Origin of the sequence: Butyrivibrio sp. XPD2006, from assembly GCF_000420865.1 — a bacterium.
Lineage (GTDB): Bacteria > Bacillota > Clostridia > Lachnospirales > Lachnospiraceae > Butyrivibrio.
The window spans coordinates 53,038-74,261 of record NZ_ATVT01000009.1 but is presented as its reverse complement, the minus strand read 5'-3'; the positions used below and the strand labels follow the sequence as shown (position 1 = coordinate 74,261).

The 21,224-nt window shown below is 45.0% G+C and carries 17 protein-coding genes; all 17 read right to left on the bottom strand.

Features of this window, described 5'->3' with window-relative positions; translation table 11 throughout:
* Window positions 1-17: 17 nt before the first annotated feature.
* The 17 genes from G590_RS0111305 to G590_RS0111225 all read right to left on the bottom strand — a co-directional run bounded on the left by G590_RS0111305 (window position 18) and on the right by G590_RS0111225 (window position 21,207).
* Window positions 18-761 (bottom strand): DUF2334 domain-containing protein, encoded by a 744-nt coding sequence (locus G590_RS0111305; RefSeq protein WP_022765777.1) that lies wholly within the window; start codon window positions 759-761, stop codon window positions 18-20.
* A complete protein-coding gene (locus G590_RS0111300; protein ID WP_022765776.1) occupies window positions 758-1,732 on the bottom strand; it encodes an SDR family oxidoreductase in 975 nt (324 codons plus the stop codon). The genes G590_RS0111305 and G590_RS0111300 overlap by 4 nt, the downstream gene beginning before the upstream one ends.
* Before the next feature lie 2 nt (window positions 1,733-1,734).
* Window positions 1,735-3,051 carry a nucleotide sugar dehydrogenase gene (locus G590_RS0111295; RefSeq protein WP_022765775.1) on the bottom strand — a complete coding sequence of 439 codons (1,317 nt, stop codon included), beginning with the start codon at window positions 3,049-3,051 and terminating at the stop codon, window positions 1,735-1,737.
* 22 nt (window positions 3,052-3,073) lie between these two features.
* Window positions 3,074-4,177, bottom strand: coding sequence for a glycosyltransferase family 4 protein (locus tag G590_RS0111290; RefSeq protein WP_022765774.1), 1,104 nt, complete (start codon window positions 4,175-4,177; stop codon window positions 3,074-3,076).
* Between the two features lie 2 nt (window positions 4,178-4,179).
* The gene (locus G590_RS0111285; protein ID WP_022765773.1) at window positions 4,180-5,175 is read right to left on the bottom strand and encodes an ATP-grasp domain-containing protein; all 996 of its coding nucleotides are present in this window, start codon (window positions 5,173-5,175) and stop codon (window positions 4,180-4,182) included.
* A 3-nt stretch (window positions 5,176-5,178) separates the two neighbouring features.
* A complete protein-coding gene (locus tag G590_RS0111280) occupies window positions 5,179-5,796 on the bottom strand; it encodes a sugar transferase (protein WP_022765772.1) in 618 nt (205 codons plus the stop codon).
* Between the two features lies 1 nt (window position 5,797).
* Window positions 5,798-7,069: a DegT/DnrJ/EryC1/StrS family aminotransferase gene (locus G590_RS0111275; RefSeq protein WP_022765771.1), complete on the bottom strand. Its 1,272-nt coding sequence runs from the start codon at window positions 7,067-7,069 to the stop codon at window positions 5,798-5,800.
* Window positions 7,059-8,996: a polysaccharide biosynthesis protein gene (locus G590_RS0111270; protein ID WP_022765770.1), complete on the bottom strand. Its 1,938-nt coding sequence runs from the start codon at window positions 8,994-8,996 to the stop codon at window positions 7,059-7,061. Before G590_RS0111270 ends, G590_RS0111275 begins: the two co-directional genes overlap by 11 nt.
* Window positions 8,993-11,626, bottom strand: a complete 2,634-nt coding sequence (locus G590_RS0111265) for an O-antigen ligase family protein (RefSeq protein ID WP_022765769.1) — start codon at window positions 11,624-11,626, stop codon at window positions 8,993-8,995. Before G590_RS0111265 ends, G590_RS0111270 begins: the two co-directional genes overlap by 4 nt.
* Before the next feature lie 88 nt (window positions 11,627-11,714).
* Window positions 11,715-13,367, bottom strand: coding sequence for a DUF6020 family protein (locus G590_RS0111260; RefSeq protein ID WP_022765768.1), 1,653 nt, complete (start codon window positions 13,365-13,367; stop codon window positions 11,715-11,717).
* Window positions 13,354-14,301, bottom strand: a complete 948-nt coding sequence (locus tag G590_RS0111255) for a glycosyltransferase family 2 protein (RefSeq protein ID WP_022765767.1) — start codon at window positions 14,299-14,301, stop codon at window positions 13,354-13,356. Before G590_RS0111255 ends, G590_RS0111260 begins: the two co-directional genes overlap by 14 nt.
* Before the next feature lie 22 nt (window positions 14,302-14,323).
* Window positions 14,324-14,863, bottom strand: a complete 540-nt coding sequence (locus tag G590_RS20685; RefSeq protein WP_022765766.1) for a GNAT family N-acetyltransferase — start codon at window positions 14,861-14,863, stop codon at window positions 14,324-14,326.
* A gap of 11 nt (window positions 14,864-14,874) precedes the next feature.
* The gene (locus G590_RS0111245) at window positions 14,875-16,683 is read right to left on the bottom strand and encodes a hypothetical protein (RefSeq protein ID WP_022765765.1); all 1,809 of its coding nucleotides are present in this window, start codon (window positions 16,681-16,683) and stop codon (window positions 14,875-14,877) included.
* A 15-nt stretch (window positions 16,684-16,698) separates the two neighbouring features.
* Window positions 16,699-17,835, bottom strand: a complete 1,137-nt coding sequence (rffA, locus tag G590_RS0111240) for a dTDP-4-amino-4,6-dideoxygalactose transaminase (RefSeq protein ID WP_022765764.1) — start codon at window positions 17,833-17,835, stop codon at window positions 16,699-16,701.
* A 3-nt stretch (window positions 17,836-17,838) separates the two neighbouring features.
* Complete coding sequence (locus G590_RS0111235) at window positions 17,839-18,321, bottom strand: GtrA family protein (RefSeq protein WP_022765763.1); 483 nt, start codon at window positions 18,319-18,321, stop codon at window positions 17,839-17,841.
* Between the two features lie 13 nt (window positions 18,322-18,334).
* Window positions 18,335-20,074, bottom strand: a complete 1,740-nt coding sequence (locus tag G590_RS0111230; protein WP_022765762.1) for a hypothetical protein — start codon at window positions 20,072-20,074, stop codon at window positions 18,335-18,337.
* Complete coding sequence (locus G590_RS0111225) at window positions 20,071-21,207, bottom strand: acyltransferase (protein WP_022765761.1); 1,137 nt, start codon at window positions 21,205-21,207, stop codon at window positions 20,071-20,073. The genes G590_RS0111230 and G590_RS0111225 overlap by 4 nt, the downstream gene beginning before the upstream one ends.
* Window positions 21,208-21,224: the final 17 nt, after the last annotated feature.

Genomic DNA, 21,224 nt, shown 5'->3' with positions numbered 1-21,224 from the left:
GTATCGGGATGTATTTACTATCCCTTTAATTTACGCAGTTGAACTGCCAGGTATTTAGCTTTGGCAAGTGCATACTGCTTAACCTGACCAAATGTATTTCTATCCTGTACTTGTCTTGTGAAGAACTCAGAATAGGAAACAACCTTGCCTGACTCAAGGAGTTCTTTTAACTTATCAAAATCCTTGTCATCCATGGTGTTGGCATGGTATACGAAGGTCACTATTCCATCCCCTGTATCCTTGAGAGAATCGCTTCTCTTAACTGCAATCGGGTAAAAGACAAAGTCCAGCGCCCTGAAGGGTTCCGTTCCAAAGCCGTCTGTGATACGGTTGAAGCCGTTTTTCTTAAGGGCTGTGAGAGTGTTTCTGTCAAAAGAGTGGGACGGCGCCATGAAGATATCGGTCTCAATACCGTTGGTCCTGAATATCCTCTTGGCCTTGCGGATCATCTCATCCTGTCTCTCGAAAGGAAGACCTGCAAACTCGCTCTTGCCGCCAATGGGGAAAAGTCCCGGATCCTTGGTGGTATAGAGGTGTTTGTAACCGTGCATGGCAATGATCCAGCCCCTGTCTCTGAGCTGCCTGATATAGTTCCAGAAATCCTCTCTTGCCGGATTAATTGAAAGCTTTTCGTCTTTGTTTTTTGGAACTACTCCGATGAGGGGCGTTATGCGGTGCGCATCCAAAAGGTCTTTAAACCTGTTAAACTTGCCCCAGTCCATATCCGGAGTAATGTCGTCCATTCTGATGGCTATTTTCATAAGTTTTTCTTATACCATTCAATCGCAAGCTCGATGCCTGCCTTAAAATCATAGGATGGATCGTAGCCAAGGTTTGTTCTTGCCTTGGTGATATCTGCATTTGAATCCCTGATATCTCCTGCTCTCGGAGGTCCGAAGATTGGCTCTACATCCATTCCCAAAGCATCTGTTAAATGATGATATACATCGATGAGGAACTCTCTTCCGCCTGCTCCGATGTTATAAGCTTCTCCCGCAACATCAGATGAAGCAAGGCATGCACGAAGATTACCCTCGATAACGTTGTCCACATAAGTAAAGTCCCTGGACTGCTTGCCATCGCCGTTGATGGTAGGAGTCTCGCCGTTCATGAGCTGGCGAAGGAACTTGGGAATTACAGCTGCATATGCGCCGTTTGGATCCTGTCTTCTTCCGAATACGTTGAAATATCTAAGGCCATAGGTATCAAGGCCGTAGAGCTTCTTGTAAAGCTTGCCGTACTCCTCGTCTGTCTTCTTGGTAAGAGCATAGGGTGAAAGAACATTGCCCTCCTGTCCCTCTTTCTTGGGAAGGGTTGTTGAATCACCGTAGACAGATGAGCTTGATGCGTAGACAAATTTCTTGACACCGTTCTGTCTTGAAGCCTCCATCATGTTGAGGGTTCCTCTGATATTGATCTCCTCGTATAAAAGAGGCATCTCAATACTCCTCGGAACGCTGCCCCATGCAGCTTCGTTGAGAACATAGTCTACGCCCTTAGTAGCTTCCATACATGCATCAAGATCTCTGATATCCTTCTCGATGAAAGTGAACTTAGGGTTCTCCATAAAAGGCTCAATATTCTCAATATGTCCTGTTGAGAGATTGTCCATACATCTTACTGTGTAGCCCATATCAAGAAGGGCCTCACATATATTTGATCCGATAAAGCCCGCTCCGCCTGTTACCAGGAACACAGAATCAGCGGGGAATTTCAACTCTTTGTAACTCATTATTAAAGCCTCCAGTAATCGTATTCAGGAGCCGCAAACTCATTCATGTCGTAGATGCCCTTGATATCAAGGAATACCTTGGTCTTGTGAGATGCTTTAAAGAACCCGGCAATGTCTGCTGCCTTGTAGTCCTTGAAGTCCTCATGTGCAACCGCAACGATAACAGCATCCATATCCTTAACCGACTCAAGAGAATCAAAAGTAATTCCGTAAAGTCTCTTGGCTTCGTCTGAATCCGCCTGAGGATCAACAACTACAGGTGTGATTCCGTACTCGCCGAGCTCGTTGTAAATATCGATAACCTTGGTGTTACGTGTATCAGGGCAGTTCTCCTTGAAGGTAAATCCAAGGATTGCAACCTTGGCATTCTTGACCTGGATATCATTGGCAATAAGCCTCTTAACCAAAGACTCTGCAATGTACTTGCCCATGTCGTCGTTGATACGTCTTCCTGAAAGGATGATCTGTGAGTGATATCCCAGCTCCTCAGCCTTGTATGTAAGGTAATAAGGATCAACACCGATGCAGTGTCCGCCTACAAGTCCGGGGAAGAAGTGAAGGAAGTTCCACTTTGTTCCTGCTGCCTCAAGAACGCTCTTTGTATCGATTCCCATTCTGTGGAAGATCATGGAGAGCTCGTTCATGAAGGCGATATTGATATCGCGCTGTGAGTTCTCGATAACCTTGGCAGCCTCTGCAACCTTGATGGACTGAGCCTTGTAAACACCTGCAAGAGCAACCAGGCTGTAAACCTTGGCTACCTGCTCAAGTGTCTCCTCGTCCATACCTGATACGATCTTGGTGATGGTATCAAGTCTGTGAACCTTGTCGCCGGGGTTGATACGCTCAGGTGAATAACCGACCTTGAAATCAACGCCGCACTTAAGGCCTGACTCCTCTTCAAGGATAGGAACACAGATATCCTCTGTAACTCCGGGATATACTGTTGACTCATATACGACTATTGAACCCTTTGTAAGGTATTTACCAAGGGTGTGGCTTGCGCCCTCAACCGGTGTAAGATCCGGTGTATGATCGTCATTGACAGGTGTGGGAACTGCCACTACATGGAACTTGCACTCACGGAGCTTCTCAGGATCAGCTGTGAACTCAACCGATGTCTCTTTGATTGCATCGTCTCCTACTTCTCTTGTGGGATCAATTCCTCTCTTATAAAGCTCGACCTTCTCGGCATTAAAGTCATATCCCACTACCTTGATCTTCTTGGCATAGGCAACTGCGATGGGCATACCTACATATCCAAGTCCTACAAGTGAGAGTTTCTCTTCTCCGGCAAGGAGCTTCTCATATAAATCCATTGTATTTCCTCCAAATCTAACATTAACCTGTAATGTCTTTTAACTCTTCAATATACGTCAATATTATACTACGCCTGTCAAACTTCTGCTCGACCAGTGTTCTTGCTGCTTTGCCCATGTTTTCCCTGTCTTTTTCGCTAAGGGTAAGCATGTGCTCGATCTCTTTTTCCAGAGCCTCTGTACTGCACGGCTCGAACAAAAATCCGCTCTTTCCTTCATCAACGCCTTCCTTGCAGCCGCTTATGTTGCTGGCAAGGATCGGTCTTCCGCAGGCAGCAGCCTCTAAAATGACATTGCTCATGCCCTCATGATATGAAGGGTGAACAACCACATGGCTTTTGGCCATGACTTCGTCGACATTGTCGATGTGACCGTAGTATTTAAGGCATCCTTCCTGCTCAAGGCTCTGTATCAGAGGTTCGTATTTCTCGCGCTCATCCTCTTCGTACTCGCCAACCAGTTCAAAATGGACATTCTGATGTTTTTTCGAAATGTCTTTGGCCGCCTCAAGATATTCTCCGATGCCCTTGTCTCTCATGACGCGAAGCACCGCCAGGAATCTTATGCCATCTTCCTCCGAAGGATATTCCCTGAAGGGATGCTGGGTAAGGTTTACACCCGAGCCCGGAAGAAGCCCCGCATTGTTTACTGCAACGCCCTTCTCCTGAAGGATAGCCATGTTCTTCTCATTCTGGAAAAAGACCTTTTTGGCCTTCTTCATGGCAACTCTGTACATGACTATCAGCACCTTGCTGACAATTCCTCCGTTCTCAATGGCCTTGCCAAGTCCGGTGATATTGCAGATGTATGGGACCTTGCAGGCTTTTGCCGCCATCGATCCGTATATGTTTGGCTTGATCGTATAAGTCAGGACAACGTCCGCCTTGAGCTGTCTTATAAGCTTCTTGTAGGCCTTGTACAGTTTAATATCCTTGAGCGGATTCATACCGTGTCTACTGAGCTCCGTCTCGTAGAGGTTCCATCCAAGGCGCCTTAATTTATCGCAGTTCTCATCCGGAGGAACCGAAATGAAAACATCGTGGCCGTCATCCATAAACTGCTCTATCAGCTCTTTTCTGAAAAGATAAAGCCCGTTTGCATAATTTGATAAAACAAGGATCCGCATGATCAGATCTCCCTCATTCTCTCCTTGATACTGCTGAGTTTGTCGATGACAACGCTGTCATACATCATCATCACCACATCCTCGTCATAGTCTCCTATGCATGGCGTATTGGCGGTTTTCTCTACCACATTATTGTAGATGAACCTGATGAAATCAACACCGGCGCCGTAAGCATGGAGATATGCCCCGCCGAATCTCGGATTGATCTCTGAAAGATAGTACTTGCCATCCTGGTAAAAGAGATCCATATCAAGAGGTCCGTTGAAGTTAAATACCTTCATTGCGTCTTTTACAAAATCAAAGAGCGCCTGATCCTTGAAGGAAATGGTCTTGTTGGCACCTCCGATGGTTGTTGATATCTTCTTCTTGGAGAAAACGGCTATGACCTCGTGGCTGATGGTATCAACATAGATATCCGCATCCATGTCTTTTCCCGTCATAAGCTCCTGAACGATAAGAGACGGATCTCTTGCCATGAGCTCGGATAAAAGCTCCATGGATTCAACTCTTCTGGCGCCCACGCTACCGCTTCCTGTTCTGGGCTTAACAAATACGGGGAAATCAATCTCCTTATTGTCGTAAGCAGCCTTAAAGTCCTCAATGCATCCGAAAGTCCTTACAGTATTGATGCCCTTCTCAGTGAGGTATTTGTACATCTCATACTTGTCAAAGCAGAGCTTGGCTGTATCTGTATAGGGAGCAAGAACCTCTACTCCGATCTTTTCAAATTCATCTCTGTGATCTGCAAGGATTGATATCTCGGGATCGATGAGGGTTGTGATGGCATCAATCTTTTCCTCTTTGCAGATCTTAAGGATCATAGGGATATAACCGGGATCCGTTATCAGCGGAACCTGATAGCTCTTGTCTGAAAAAGCCAGGGCAGGTGCATAGGGCGAATTGTCTGTAACAACAATGTTTACCTTATCTCCCAGAGTATTTCTGAAATCCTTTAAAAGTTCACAGCGCCTTCCGACGCTGCAAAATAAAATGTTCATAGATCACTTCTCCTTGGGTTTTGTTCCCGTAAATGCCTCCATTGTGGCATCTGTTTCACTGTTTATGCCACTTCTGTCAAACACGACAGCAATGGTCTTAAATACTATTTTCAGGTCAAGTAAAAATGAGAGGTTGTTGACGTAATAGACGTCCTTCTCAAATTTGTCCTCCCAGCTCAGAAGATTCCTTCCGTTGACCTGTGCCCAGCCGGTCAGTCCCGGCCTTACGTCATGGCGATGATGCTGCTCCTCGTTATAAAGGGGCAGGTATTTCACCAGAAGGGGCCTTGGTCCTATAAAGCTCATATCACCTTTCAGGATGTTGAAAAACTCCGGAAGCTCATCAAGGCTAGTGGAACGGAGCTTCTTGCCAAAGGATGTGAGCCTTACTTCATCGGGAAGCAGATTCCCGTTCTCATCCTTTTCATCCGTCATGGTCCTGAACTTGTACATGTTAAAGATTTTCTCATCCTTGCCGGGTCGCGGCTGTTTAAAGAGTACCGGGCTTCCGAGTTTGGTCCTTACAAGGATAGCCAGTATCAGGTACAGCCAGCAAAAGCATACAATGATGATCAGGGATATCAGTATGTCCAGCAAGCGTTTGATATAATTTTTATACATATTATTCGAAACACTTTCTTACGATTTCAATAATCACATCCTGCTGCTCAGGTGTCATCTTGTTGTCACTTGGAAGGCAGAGGCCTCTGTTAAAGATATCCATTCCCACATCAAGGACTGTTCCCTCATCGATGTAGGCATTACTTCTTGCTCTTCCTGTACCCTGTCTTGTCACAAAGCCGTTCATACGGTAGATGGGCTGCATGTGCATAGGCTTCCAGATAGGTCTTCCCTCTGCATTGTATTTCATGATGGTTTCAAGGATCTCAGTAGGGCAGCTCTTGCCGGGCTCTGTTTCATAGAGTACGTCCTTCTCGCCCCTTACCTGTTTGCACATGGCATCCTTGTCAATCAGCATGCATGAGAGCCAGAAATTGGGCTCGGAATTGGCTGCATCAAAAGGATTCATCACAACAGGAAGGTCCTTAAAGCCCTCTTTATATCTCTCGTAGATAGCCTTCTTCTGTGCAATGTGCTCCTCAAGGTGAGGAATCTGGCCTCTGATAAGACCTGCAATGACATTGCTCATGCGGTAGTTATAGCCAAGCTCCTCGTGCTGGTACCATGCTGCGTCTTCCCTTGACTGGGTTGACCACTTTCTGATCTTGTGTGCATCCTCTTCACTGTCAGTAAGGAGCATACCTCCCGCTGAGCCTGTGATTATCTTGTTTCCGTTAAAAGATATTATGCTGACATCACCAAAAAGACCTGTCTGCTTTCCTTTGTAGGTAGCTCCCAAAGACTCTGCAGCATCCTCAACGATAAGCGCTCCGTGCTTGTCACAGATGCTTCTGATCTCGTCTACCTTGCCCGGTGTTCCGTAGAGGTGAGCAACGACAACCATTTTCACATCCGGGTATATCTCGAATGCCTTCTCAAGAGCCACAGGGTCCATATTCCAGGTATCATACTCAGTATCGATAAACACTGCTTCTCCGCCCTCGTATGCAACGGGGTTTACTGTTGCGTCAAAAGTCATATCGGAGCAGAAGACTTTTTTGCCCTCAAGCACTCCATGTCCTACCCTGGCCTGACCATAGAGCTTCTCGCCCGCAAGTCTGATGGCAAGATGAAGAGCTGCGGTTCCTGCTGAAAGAGCCACCGCATTCCTGCAGCCGATCTTGGCACAGATCATCTCCTCTACTGCATTGATGTTGGCACCGACAGTTGAAAGCCAGTTTGTGTCATAGGCCTCCTGAATGTATTTGATCTCATCGCCATGAGTTGTTGGCGATGAAAGATAGATCTTTTTCTCAAAGGGTTTAATTTCCATTGATCTCCTCCGTGGTCTTTTGAAGGGCCTCTTTTCTCTCTCTTGTCATTGTGTATCTGTGAACATCGGGATGATAGGTCTCAACAATCTCTTTTACCAGATCTCTTATCTGAGGTGATTCCTCTTTTGCCGCCTGATTGAGCTTCTCAAGCTGAGAGAAGAACCTCATCTCATCCATCTCGATAGGCTTACCGATGTGGATCATCTTGTTGGCTGTATCCTGAAGTCCCTCCTCGTCCATGAGCATCTCTTCATAGAGCTTCTCACCGGGACGAAGGCCTGTAAACTCAATCCTTATGTCCTCACCAACCTTGTAACCCGAGAGTTTAATCAGGTTCTCAGCAAGGTCAAGGATCTTGACGGGCTCACCCATATCAAGAACGAAGATCTCTCCGCCTTTGGCAAAGGCTCCTGCCTGAAGCACAAGAGAAACCGCCTCGGATATGGTCATAAAGTATCTGATGATGTTAGGGTCTGTTACGGTAACAGGACCTCCGGCAGCAATCTGCTTCTTGAAGAGCGGGATTACAGATCCGTTTGAACCAAGCACGTTACCGAATCTGACAGCAACGAATTCCGTGTCATAGTGCTTATTGAAGGTCTGTACGATCATCTCACAGATTCTCTTGCTGGCCCCCATGATGTTGGTGGGATTTACAGCCTTGTCAGTGGAGATCATTACGAACTTCTTGGCGCCGTTTGTAGCTGCAGCCATAGCTGTCTTCCAGGTTCCGAATACGTTGTTCTTGATGGCCTCGTTAGGGCTGTCCTCCATAAGCGGAACGTGCTTGTGTGCAGCTGCGTGATATACGATATCAGGCTTGTATTCCTCAAAGATCTTGTTGATCCTGACTGTGTTACGTACCGATGCAATGAGCACCACAAGGTTCATGTCAGGATACTTGTACTTGAGTTCCTGCTGTATCTCATAGGCATTGTTCTCATAGATATCAACTATGATAAGAGTCTTGGGGTTGTGACCTGCGATCTGTCTGCAGAGCTCTGAACCGATGGATCCGCCTCCGCCTGTAACAAGGACAACCTTACCCTTAACATAACCTGCAATTGAATCGATATCTACGGTTATAGGATCTCTTCCAAGAAGGTCCTCTACCTCTACATCACGAAGACGGGAAACGTTAACTTCACCGTTTACCAGCTGGTACATGCCGGGGAGGGACCTGAGCTTACAGTTTGTGTTCTTACAGATATCCAGGATTTTCCTGAGCTCTGCTCTTGAAACTGAAGGCATAGCCACAATGATCTCGTCGATATCGTAGAGATCGGCGCACTCCTCAATCTTCTCTCTTCCGCCTACAACACGGATTCCCTGGATATACTTGCCCCACTTGTTGGTGTCATCATCTATGATGCACTTGATGGTCATTGTTGAATAGTTGCTTGTAAGTATATCCTTGATAATGATATTGGCAGCCTCTCCGGCTCCGATTATCATAACCGCCTTACTGTTGTTGCGGTTCTCAGCCATGTGCTTTTTGCTCCTGAAGAACCTGTAGGAGAATCGGCTGGCAAAGATAGTTATTACCAAAAGAGCTGTGTATATAAAGTAATAACTCTGCGGAACCGGCTGAGTGTGGGACTTGAAAAACTGAAGTCCGATGGCATTTATAACGCCTGAAATAACGCACGCCATTACAAGGTTCTGCATCTCTCTCTCGCCCGCATAAGCCCAAAGGCTGTCATAAAGCTTGAACAGATAGAATATGACCAGCGTGATGATTATGTTTATTGGCAGGAATGTTGTAACAGGAGTAAGGAAATGCTCCGGTATGTCCCCAAACTTGAAATCATACCTCATAAGTACTGCCACATAGCTGGCCATGACTATCATCAAGATGTCATAGATGATAAGTACTATTCGTCTATAAAATTTTGCGAAGTTAAACGGTTCTTTTTTCTTGTTCATTTCTCTTTTACCTTATACGTAAGCGGAACCAGGGCCATCATAAGTGCCAGGGTCATGGGATTTGAGTACTGGAATACCCACTCCGAAAGACCTGCCACAAAGAATCCTATAACCACTGCGCTTGTAATAAGTGACAGAGGTTCGTTTTCCCTGTTTCTGCTGTAGTATCTGATGCCTGATGCAAGTGCGATGATCAAAGTGATGGTATAGAGTATACCCACCGGTATTCCGTGATCATAGGCCACCTGTAAAAATGTATTGTGAGCATGGACAGCTATCTCTCCGTTTATGAGAGTTGCACCCATCTCATCATGTCCCCACATATTGAGCTGCTGGATATATGATTTCGCAATGGAGATACGTCCGTTGGAAATTACATCAAGTGCATTGGAGGTGTCCACATACCCTTCAAGCTCATCAAGGAGCATTATGACTTCCGCCCTGGTCCTCATACTTGATGCCAGAAGCATATCAGCCCCGGGAACATCTATCCTGCCCGACTCCTGATTGGCAGGGTTGTCAGGGCTCTCATTCCAAGGCCTTCCGTAAAAATCATACAGAGGCTCACCGGTGCCGTTTATATCGTAATTATTTGGATCCATGGGGAATGTATATTCTCCCATATCCATTCCGAATATCTTGTTCTCAAAGAGATTGACGAATCTCTCCACGCACATAAAGTTGGTGCTGTCCCAGTCTGCGCCGCCTCTTATGAACTCATCCGCATCATCTATCGGGTAAAATACCGGATCAGCCACCATTGTGGGCAGTATCCTCTGAAGCGTAAACGCTGCGGGGAAGCACAGTATCAGAGATATAAGGAATACTCCTATTATCCTGAAAAACTGCTTCTTCTTATATGAGATCACTATACAGATCACAAGCAGCACACATACGGCTATGGCAAGATAAGCTGTTCTGGAAACGGTAAATATCGCATAGGACATGATAAATCCAAAGAGCACTATTTCCTTCCAGGCTATTACTGCTATATCTTTCAGCTTCGCATCGTTAGGAAGCGAAACGATCTTGACTATAAGCATTACTGTCGCAACCGCACCCATGAAGGTGAAGTACTCAGCCGTAACAGTAACCGTGTGGAATATAAATGCAAATCTTCCGCTGACATATCCCGGGAAGTACCTGTGAAGGTAGCAGTAGATCAGGGATATGGCAAAATTCATCATAAAACCGCCGGAAAGTATCTTGTAAAAGTCCTTTTTCTTGTCCCATACCGCAAATCTTATAAACAAAAACAGTGCAAATACGGCGAGGTATATTCCCCAGAGTCTTGTGTTTCTGAGGATAACCATTGAAACAAGCAGCACTCCCATAAGTATTCCGAAGAAGGAAGGAACTGCATAGGTCTTTTTGCTGTGAGAAGCTCCGTACCTGAGCTCACTTATCTTGAGTATTATCAGCCTTATGAGGTTGATCACAAGTAATCCGCCCAGGATCAGAATGATCATGTTGTACTTGATAAGGGCATTCTGCAGGTCATACTCATTGACGTCCTCAGCGACCTTGTGAAGGTTGTAGTAATGTACTCCGAATACAGTTGATATCAGCACCCACACGAGATTGTAAATATTGAAGAACTCTCTCAGCGTGAAGGTAAACAGCAGCATTACAATAAGCCAGATGCTCATACGCCTCTCGGACAGATAGTGATAAATGTCATAGAGATCGTTCATATAGCATGAAGCGTACCAAAGAGCCATAGCCATGGAGAACATGATGAATATGTACTGCAGTCTGTCCTCGTTCTTAAGGCTCTGCCAGAAGGATATGCCCTCTGTATGTATTATGACCTTATGATTGATGGCATAGAACACTATGGCTGCCGCAATGATAAGTCCAATCTCGTAAAAGACAATGTCCAAAGGCCTGCTGTCAAAGACCTTGAGCGGAAATACCATTATCATCAAAGCCCCGAAGATAAGCGCCGCAACGGGATTTGCCGAGTATTCCAGCACCTTCTCCACAGTTATCAGATTGTCTTTATCCAGGTGCTTTTTGTAGTAAGCACGCGTACATAAGCAGATTGCTGCGGCAACTGCTGCTATACCAAGTATTATTGCCAGGGATACTGTCTTATTAAGTGGCAGTCTGTATATGTATTTAGCTGCCAGATGTCGTCCTTCAACCTTTTCGTAATTCCATGTAAGATCGCCGACATAAGCCAAGTCAGCCGGAACATCTTCAAGTGCCAGATAATACTTGGATCTGCACTCTGAAAATCTCAGCATGTACTCTTTTCCCACCTCGATATTCATCTCCATGGGAATCCTTACATATCCGGGGATAACCGCATCTCCGGTATCCACATATGTAGTCAGCAGGATCGCACCGTTCTCATCACACAGACTGGCAGTCATGTATCTGCCCTTTTCAACGTTTGTCACATAGACATCAACGGAGCTGAGTCTGTCATACTGTGCTATGAAGGTCTGATAAATTCTGTTGTTCTCGAAGTTTATCCCCTCAGTCTCTCCCACTATGGTTCCGCCGCCGGATGTCTCCAGGGTCTGGGTAAATATTCTGACAGGAAAAACAATAAGTATTCCGATTAATGCAAAAATAAGCGTAACAATCTGTATTGCTCTGCTTTTACCGATTACTTGTCTCATATTAAAACCTTTTGATGTTTACTGGCATTATCGCAGACTCTGCGCATAATACTGCATCATAGTATGATATCACACATGACTGTCTATATCAAACCGCCTCAGATACCGCTGTCGTACCCTTTCCCGTTATCACAAGAAGCGGAATGCACAGCCATAAATACAGGACATATCTTACCAGATAAGTGGGCCCGAGAAGCACCGTGCAAAATGTAAGTATCATGGGCATAAACGGAAGTATACTGCCAAATCTCTTTTTATAAAGCCTGTATGCAAATACAAACATAAAAATAAACACATAGAGCCCCGGTCCGAAGAACAGGTGAAGCACCGGTGCATCCTGCTGAAATGAGCCGATGGACAGATATCTGTACAGGTTATCTATGGCAGGGATAAAGCTCTTTCGCTCTCCGGGAGGCTCAACCTCATAGCCGAAGTATGAGCTGTCTTCATAGGTGAAGCTGTAAACAGTATTTCCTTTATAAACATTTATTATTGCCGGAGGATACCAGTATCCGTAGGAAGTAAGGAGCCATGCGTTGACATAGGCCATCGGGTGCTTTATTAGCTGCGCCTTCCATATCTTCCAGAAATCGGAACTGTTCTGTTCGTAAAGTTCGTTGTTAAAATCAACCTTTACCATGTCAGAGACCCTGGGCGTGTACTTGTCAAGATTGCTCTTAGGTATATAGGCTTCTATCAGCTCTTTTTCCTGAGAAGACAATGTATCGCCGTCATAGGCGTAAACTCTTGCCAGCTGCATGATAGGTACAGTCAGCATCTCCTGATGGTGTGTACCTTCTGTTCTGCAGGCCGTGGAAAGAAGGCCTGAGAGCACAAGATAAAGAACTACCGGTGCGATCAGCATTCCAACCAGCACAGGCTTTAATCTCTTCCTGAAATATATAAGCGCAAAAGGAATAAAAACCAGATACGCATAAAAACCGTTGTGTCTGAACATCGGCATTAATACTGCTGTCAGCACAAAGACGATCAGCTTCTTTCTGTCTGAAAGAAATCCGTCGGGGTCATTTACAAGTTGGATCAGGAACGTTGTTAGCAGGAGCAGCAAAGCCGAAAAAAGCCCGTCCTTGCAGGAGCAGAGCGTATACATGACTATTGTCGGAAACAGTCCGTAGTATAGGACCCACAATATCCTTGATTTCTTTCCAATTCCTCTTTTCTGCATGTAGGTCACAACATAGGCAAATATTGCAGTTATCACCAGCATCTGAAGGAAAATGTATGCAAAGATTCCTGCGTTCCAGGAGCCTGAAAGCTTGTGAAACAGAGCAATGATGCCTCCAAGCAGAAGCACATGCAAAAGCGGATGATGGGTGGTAAAAGACCTTGTGAGCACTTCATTAAGCTCATCCTGAGCATCATACACAAAAAATCCCGGGAACTCTGCAAGCATAACAGGAATACTGAGAAGTATCATGGCAAGATGATTGATGAAAAACTCTCTTGGCTGAACTTCTGCTGTTTCATTGCCTTTTGGAAGCCTGATGATCCCGAAAAGCTTGCCGCCGTTTAATGCGCTGTCATAGTTTCTCCACACATATCTTGTATCAATAGTGAAGATAAGAATGAACATAAGAAGAATGGAGATGGCATTGTTGTCGCTCAAATTAATGGCATCTCCGCTCTCAAGCTGATATCCGAATATTAAAAAAACACTTGCCAAAACGCCAAACAAGCCTGACATAAGCCAGGCCATTTTTGCATCCTTAGTCATTTTCATCGCGAGTCGTCTCCCGAATCACAAACTGTGGATTCTTATTCTGTGATATATACAATCTTCCGAGATATTCGCCGATCATTCCAAGCATCAGCATAATGGCTCCACCCATGAATACAACGGCACTCATAAGAGCTGAGAAACCGATCTGAACGTCCGGAAGAATAAATTTCTTGATAACGGTGTAAATTCCGTAGAGGATACCAAGCACCGCAAATACTGCACCTGCAAAGGTTGCAATTCGAAGAGGCTTGATACTGAAGGCAGTAAATCCGTTGATCCACAGGGCAAAGAGCTTTCCAAGAGTATATCCGCTCTGGCCGACTTCTCTTTTTCTGTGAGTCACATCAACATTTACTATATTCCTGGTGGTGCGAAGGACAAGACCGATAACGTATGGGTATGAACTCTCATACTTGACCATCTCATCCACCACAAAGCGCTTAACAGCGAAATAGCTGGATACATAGAGGTCCTTGGGCTTACCAAGCATCGCACTTGCCATCCACTCGTTCATGGCTGTTCCGAAATTCCTGAACAGGTTGTGCTGCTTGTGGCTGTATCTTGCATATGCAACATCGGCTCCGTTTTCAAGCGCCGCAATGAGCTTATCTGCTTCATCTGCAGGGGTCTGCCCGTCGTCATCAAGGCACACGATATAGTCTCCGGCAGAAGCGTTCAAAGCCGCCATGATGGCAGCATGCTGTCCGAAGTTTTTGGCGAGGTTGATTCCCAGAACATTCTTAAGAGCGCTCTTTTTGGCAATCTCGCTTATCTTGCCCCAGGTGTTGTCCGGAGAACCGTCATTTACAAGGATCACCTCATAGTCAAAGGAATCCATCTTCTGCATGGTCTCATCTATTTCCCTGACAACGTCCTCAAGGGTATTCTCTGATCTGTAGCATGGAATGCAAAAACTGATTAATTTCTTAGACATTTAATTCTATGGCCTCTCCCGTTTATAAACTCTTTTCCATTATTATCATATCACCTTTTTGCCCATCACTGCACAGGACCTGAGGTACATCCTCTGTTTTTGTAAATCCCGCATGGAGATAGCTCTTAACTGCAGGGGCGTTTGATGAAAAAGCTCTTAGTATCACCTTTTTAAGACCCATGACATCCTTGGCATATTCAAGGGCAAGATCTGCTGCCTCATTGGCATATCCCTTTCCCAGGGCGTCCTCTTCTCCGATATAAATGCCGTACTCGGCTGTTCCCTCTTCTTTGTCTATGTCGTGGAAGTGGACAACTCCTACAGGCCTCGGAATCCTCCTGTCAGGACGCTTTTCGCAGATTATGAACTGAACAGCCTTCCCCGTATCTATATTTTTTTCTTTCCAGGCTCTCTGTCCGTCCACTGTGAAGTCTTCACGGTATACATGGTTGATCCTGACTCTGTCCTTGTTTCTCCAGCCGACTATCATGGGAATATCTTCATTATCGAAGAGCCTGAGGCTAACCAGCTTTCCTTCTTTTAAAAACTCGTAATCTTTCATCCTTATCTCCATCAGTTCAATTCCGTCACCTTATAGATGTAGAAAACATCCGCAACTGTATCGACCTTATCAATGTCTGTATCCACACCCTTTTCCGTATAGTAATCGGAAAGCCAGTCAATTCCGGAGCTCTCTTTGGTGACCACATAAACTCCGTCTTCAAGGATGGCATCATGCATGGACGTAAACCCGTATGCCTTCAGCTTGTCATAATAAAGCGGGCTCTTTGATGCCCAACCGCCCATCAGATCATGATTTGCAAGACTGTTGTCAACGCGGTCAAACATCTTCTCGGAGAAAGTCCTCTCTCCTTCATCCGTCGCCTTAACAGACGTGTAGACATCCATGAAGTAAAAACTGTCTTTATTTTGAGCAAAGTAGTCGTAGAGGGCATCGTAATGAGCTCTCATCACATCCCTCGCTGCCATCTCATCCCCAATAACACTCATCTGGTTCGGGATAAAAACAGCAGATGCTATCGTTGCAGCCAGAAGCGGCGCATAAGCATATCGCGCGTTATCTTTTGATTTTATAAATATCATGCCCAGAAGCACAAATATTTCCATCAGATACAGAGGGTGTGTTATCCTGATTGGATCTCTTCCCCTCACAATTATGTACAGCCACAGTGTGGATCTGCAGGCAAACAGAAGCAGTACAGAAAATACACCTGTAATCTTTTGATGCTTTTCTCCCTGCAGGCAATAAATAACAATCGCCATCAAATAAAGAACAAGTGCTATTATATTCCAGGGTGAATCCGTCATGGGATACTCATAGCTCTTTTGATAAGCCACGTGCCTTAATCTGTACAGGTATGAAACAGTGCCTGACTTAAGGCTCTGAAGGAAAGGTGTCTCATCTGTCTTCTGACCTGAAGCGTAATCAGCAACAGCCCACAGTGTATCTGCGTTTATCTCATCGTCTATTCCGTAATTGTAGTTCACAAGAAGGCGCTGTTCCGGCTCTGAAAGGCCAATACTGTCAAAGAAGTCCTTATTCTCAGCATAATCAGGTATGTATTGGAAGTCGTACAGCTCTGTCCTGGCATCAAACAGGTTATTAAACTGCTTCCACTCAGGAGATGAATATCCTATCCTGTGTGCCAGCGCAGATACTGCTATCCCAAGCGCAATGAAGACGCACAGCTTAAGATGCCACATGAAAAGAGCTTTCTTCTCGCCATAGCAGGACACCGGAATACCATCGTGACAATTGGTTACCAGATAACTTCTCATAATGAGCCATCTGTCAAACACAGCCACTCCGACTATAGGAAGGGTCAAAAGAAGCATCTCAGACCTGATGAGATAGGCAAGGATTATGAGAGCTGTCGCTAGTACGATATCTCTTTTGCCCTCTCCTTCGTGTGTAACTATGAGAAATGCCGCAGTGGCGGACATAAAGCCAACAGTGAAGGTGTACTGTACAAATACAAAGTGTGAGCCTACAGTTCCCAGCATAAACAAAAGCACGCCAAGAGCTGCCATGATCCTGCCTATCCTGTCCTCAAATATCGAAAAAGCACGGCTTGTCACAATGTACACGCACAGAAACTGAAGTGCACATAAAAAGATGCCATACCAGTCAAGGCCTCTATAAACCCTGTAGAGCAGGGCAATAAAGGCGCTGATCGGATACAGCATCTGAATGTTATGTCCGGCAGGAATCCCGGTGTAGGACCCTGACAATATATCTTTCATGAGCACATCATCATTGAGGTCAAAGTAAAAGTCCCCAAAACAAGAAACAATCACAATAACCATGAGCGTAATTAACGCAGGTACTATGAAGTTCAGACCCTGATGCGCTTTTTTCATACAAAGAGCTCCGTTTTAAGTAAATTTGTAGTACTCCTTGACTCTCATTACCACTTCGTCCAGATCCTCGTCTGTGAGCTTGTAGTACATAGGAAGTCTTAAGAGCCTCTCGCTCTCTTTGGTGGTGTACTTGTCTTCTCCCCTGAATTCACTGTAGAGCAGTCCTGCCTTGGCTGAGTGGAGCGGTACATAGTGCGAAGCAGGAAGAATATCATTGCTCATAAGGTACTGTATAAGGCCCTTCCTCTCCTCAAAGTCCTTACATTTAATGTAGAACATGTGGGCATTGTGAACGCACTCTTTTGGTACGTAAGGAAGTTCAATCAGGCCCTTTTCCTCAAGAGGCTTGAGTGCCTCGTAATATCTGTTGTAGTGGTTTAATCTGTCATTGTTAATCTCGTCCGCAAGCTGAAGCTGTGCATAAAGATATGCAGCGTTCATGTCACTTGGAAGATATGATGAACCGGGCATGATCCAGCTGTACTTATCAACTTTGCCGAGCTTGTAAAGGGTTCTGTTGGTTCCCTTTTCCCTGATGATTATGGCGTTGTCCACATAGGTCTCATCGCGAAGAAGAAGCGCTCCGCCCTCTCCCATGCTGTAGTTCTTGGTCTCATGGAAGCTGTAGTTACCGAAATCTCCGATTGCTCCGAGAGCCTTGCCCTTATAGGTTGCCATAACGCCCTGAGCTGCATCCTCGATTACAAAGAGGTTGTGTCTCTTGGCGATATCCATGATAGTATCCATCTCACAGCCTACGCCTGCATAGTGTACAGGAACAATGGCTCTGGTCTTGGATGTTATAGCCTGCTCAATCATGTTTTCATCGATGTTCATGGTGTCAGGTCTGATATCAACAAAGATGACCTTGGCTCCTCTTAATACAAAGGCGTTGGCGGTTGATACGAAGGTATAGGAAGGCATGATAACCTCATCTCCCTCCTTGATCTCTGCCAGGATTGCTGCCATCTCAGTGGCATGAGTACAGGATGTTGTCAAAAGAGCCTTTGCGACACCTGTCTTTTTCTCGATCCACTCGTTGTCTTTGGCTGTGTAGGGTCCGTCTCCGCAGATCTTCTGGTTTTCAACGCACTCTTTTATATAATCAAACTCTTTTCCCGTATATGGCGGTACATTAAAATTAATACGCATCGTTTAATCCTCTTTTTTCTTGAATACGATCAGTTTGCTGATGATGTAATTGAGTACTATTACAATAAAGGTTGCTCCAAGTTTTACTGGCATCTCCGGGAACTTCATCAGTGTAACAAAGATAAAGATCAGACCATCTTCAACTACAAGTGTAAACAGTCTTCCTGCCGTAAATGAACCGGCCTGCTTCAGAAAATCCTTTTTGTTGTCAACTTTTCCGTCAAATACCCATGTTCTGTTTGTAAAAAACTGAAACGCAACGCAAATAACCCAGTCGATAGTGTTATTTACAATTGGATTGAGGTGCATTACGCCCTCACCCATGAACCAGAAAAGGAAAATACTGAGGAAGAAAGTAAGACCGCCAAAGAACAGATAGAGCAGTCCCTCCTTGTATTTCTTGTAAAAAGGTTCGAATATGTTCAGAACCGGCAGCGACATTATCTTGTCGAAAATATCTTTCTTCTGTGTTTCGTTTGTTTCCATCTTTTCATAACTCCTAATTATTATTGCTGTATACTACAAATCTATTATTCTCAAAGACCTTATTATAATCATGATTTACAATATAGTCCATCAAAATGTCATATTTTTCTCCGATATTGGTATAATCAGCCAGTTCCTGCCCCACTATGACTGTGGGATTACTTCCCGAGGCACTAAGCTCCATAAGCTGATCATCAAACTTGGCCGTAGAATAGCTGTCCAGATCAGGCCAGACGGTATCGATTGCAGGCTCCATATCCAGTATATATGAAAGTCCCGGAACCCCGCCAAACAGAAGCACCTTATCCTGTAAAAGACCCTCATCCGAAAGTGCAGAATACAGCTCATCCAAAGTGGCTGCATTATCACGCGTTGTCCTCATTCCGCCTGTCTTGGGTATACTGCAGAAAGAATCCCGCTCGGAGCCATCTACTGCATCCATAAATGCAAAGCTGTAATGGAAGATGATACCCTGAACAATAAGCACCGTTACGACCATGGATATCATGGCCTGCCATGCGAAATTGTAATGTGCATCTCCTGCCCTCTGCATCATTCTTCTGATAAGCCACAGAGATACGGGAGCTACAATAAATAAGTTGTTGATGACCGGGAAGGTGTAGTTATTGCTTCCCAACGGAGTAATAAGCATTATCATTAGAACCGCAAAAGCCAGGGTCTGCTCCTGCCTGCTTCCGTTTAGCACTCCTACGCTGCCGATTACGCACAGTACCAGTGTTATTACCACAAACATCATAGCTGCCTGAAAAACGCAGTCATAGTAGTGATAGTTTCGCGTGAAGACACCTCTTGAAAAATAATACTTAACCAGTACCAGAAGCCCCGCGATGTACAAAAGCTTTTTGATGAGAATATATTTCTCCGGAAGCAGCATGAACATTATAACTCCCGCTGCTATACAGGGCAGCATTATGAGCATATCGGAGGCGGTGCTGAAGTACGCGCTGATAATGGAACTCAGCATTCCACCGGCGCTGTAGTCAGATGCCTTCTCAGTCATTCCAAAGAGGCTTCCTATCATTTCAAAGTAAGCTGACGGACCGTACAATCCAACGATTCCGATGTACGGAACAATAAGGCCCACAATATATCCTGCGATGCAGACAAAGGTCTTTTTCATTACCTCGGTAAACTTATCGTGAGTGATGATGCCGTAGAACCATAAAACCAGTATCATTGCGGCCTCAACCACATTGGGAAAGCGCGCCATTACACTCATTCCAAAGCACACTCCCGCCAGTGCCAGAAACAGGTTCTGTCTCTTCCACTCAAATATCCCCACCAGCAGGAAAAGAGTCCCGAGAGTAAAGAACAGGTATGTCAGATAATTGTACATAATGACTCTCGGGCACCAGCAAAGGCTCTCTGCGATAAACTCGCCAATGAATATCATCCATCCCGGCATCCACTTTTGCAGGAAATAATACGGCAAAAGAGCTGTCAGCGAGATTACGAAGCTGCAGTAAACCGACATTCCCAGCATTGTTCCGCCAAAGGGAAGATGCATGAACAATCTTCCGAGGACATTACTCAGAAACGTTGACAGCGCCCACATGGGATCGATGCTTCCAAGGAACTCATAATTAGAGAGGCCATAGGTGGTATCTGTTATATCCAGCCCAAGGCCTACGCCTATCAGCGGATAAAGCAGAAGTATCACCGGAAATACGAACTTCTCTAAAGGAGCCTGAAACTTTTTTAAATTGAGGAAAAAACTTCTAATTGTCTTCAATCCAATTCCTCATCCAACTGTCTTACTTTTTTGAACAGCCATGTGTCATGCATGACTCTTCCGACATAATCAAAGATCATCTTCCTGATCCAGTCCACGAATATACCTGCCAGGAACACAATGACGATAGATCTGATCGCGTGCCAGGCAAACAGCGGAACACTGTACATCGGAACCTCACCGATGAGATGCTCCATCCATTCTACCCATCTGTCTCTTATCTCCACATGCATGTGAAGTAGATACACGCCAAAGGTAAGAGGTCCTAAGAATCTGACTACATCCGCAGCCCTGTTCTCTCTCATCCTGAAGAACCTGAAGAATGAGAACAGCCCAAGCGATCCTGTAAGCGTAAAGAAGAAGTTCAGGTTAAAAGGAACCTCCTGAAAATGAGCGAATCCGCCCCAGTTAAAGTTTATATAGTACAGAGAAATACTCATGGTGGCTATGACAGCACATGAGATCAAAAAGACAAGGGCACTGTTTCGTGCGTTGTAAAAAAGAACAACGTTGTACTTACGGACATATGCTGCAATGAGATACAAGCAGATAAACCATCCGTAGTCATATCCGAAATGATCAGTCGGAAAAAGAACCGGAACTACACTCTTCACAAAGCAGAAACATGTAAGAAGCATAAAGATCACAGTCTTCATCTGCTTTCTTGTCAGCCTCTCAACGGCTGCATTCATGACCGGTGCCAGTACATACATGATGATGTAGGCTGTCACAAACCAGTAGTGCTCTGATGATATCGGGAATATGTACTCAACAGCCTTATACAGAGAGTCGTATTTAACTCCGGAAGATGCACCGACTGCGGCCATTACAATTGAAATGATCAGAGTATAAAAATATACCTGACATATAAGTGTTATTATGCGGCTCATTTTAACTTTCCCTTTTGAAAGGAAAAATCCACTGAGCAGCACATAAACATTGACTCCTGTTATGACAAAGGCTTCCATGATATTGGCAAAAATATTGACAGCAGAAGCCGGAACCCCAAGATGCAACAGCGCATCCGAATGCGTATTGTAATGCAGGGTTATTATCATGAGCATCGCAATGACTCTAAGAAGCTCAAAGTTAGGCTCTCTTTTTTTTACCGATGGCGACTGTGTACTTTCCATAGCTCCTCCAAAAGATC

Excerpts from the sequence above, each read along its gene's own strand:
- G590_RS0111280 (WP_022765772.1), bottom strand. The coding sequence starts at position 5,796 with ATGTATAAAAATTATATCAAACGCTTGCTGGACATACTGATATCCCTG.
- G590_RS0111305 (WP_022765777.1), bottom strand. The coding sequence starts at position 761 with ATGAAAATAGCCATCAGAATGGACGACATTACTCCGGATATGGACTGG.
- G590_RS0111260 (WP_022765768.1), bottom strand. The coding sequence starts at position 13,367 with ATGAAAATGACTAAGGATGCAAAAATGGCCTGGCTTATGTCAGGCTTG.
- G590_RS0111235 (WP_022765763.1), bottom strand. The coding sequence starts at position 18,321 with ATGGAAACAAACGAAACACAGAAGAAAGATATTTTCGACAAGATAATG.
- G590_RS0111275 (WP_022765771.1), bottom strand. The coding sequence starts at position 7,069 with ATGGAAATTAAACCCTTTGAGAAAAAGATCTATCTTTCATCGCCAACA.
- G590_RS0111300 (WP_022765776.1), bottom strand. The coding sequence starts at position 1,732 with ATGAGTTACAAAGAGTTGAAATTCCCCGCTGATTCTGTGTTCCTGGTA.
- G590_RS0111295 (WP_022765775.1), bottom strand. The coding sequence starts at position 3,051 with ATGGATTTATATGAGAAGCTCCTTGCCGGAGAAGAGAAACTCTCACTT.
- G590_RS0111245 (WP_022765765.1), bottom strand. The coding sequence starts at position 16,683 with ATGAAAAAAGCGCATCAGGGTCTGAACTTCATAGTACCTGCGTTAATT.
- G590_RS0111225 (WP_022765761.1), bottom strand. The coding sequence starts at position 21,207 with ATGGAAAGTACACAGTCGCCATCGGTAAAAAAAAGAGAGCCTAACTTT.
- rffA (WP_022765764.1), bottom strand. The coding sequence starts at position 17,835 with ATGCGTATTAATTTTAATGTACCGCCATATACGGGAAAAGAGTTTGAT.
- G590_RS0111290 (WP_022765774.1), bottom strand. The coding sequence starts at position 4,177 with ATGCGGATCCTTGTTTTATCAAATTATGCAAACGGGCTTTATCTTTTC.
- G590_RS0111255 (WP_022765767.1), bottom strand. The coding sequence starts at position 14,301 with ATGTCTAAGAAATTAATCAGTTTTTGCATTCCATGCTACAGATCAGAG.
- G590_RS0111270 (WP_022765770.1), bottom strand. The coding sequence starts at position 8,996 with ATGAACAAGAAAAAAGAACCGTTTAACTTCGCAAAATTTTATAGACGA.
- G590_RS0111285 (WP_022765773.1), bottom strand. The coding sequence starts at position 5,175 with ATGAACATTTTATTTTGCAGCGTCGGAAGGCGCTGTGAACTTTTAAAG.
- G590_RS20685 (WP_022765766.1), bottom strand. The coding sequence starts at position 14,863 with ATGAAAGATTACGAGTTTTTAAAAGAAGGAAAGCTGGTTAGCCTCAGG.
- G590_RS0111265 (WP_022765769.1), bottom strand. The coding sequence starts at position 11,626 with ATGAGACAAGTAATCGGTAAAAGCAGAGCAATACAGATTGTTACGCTT.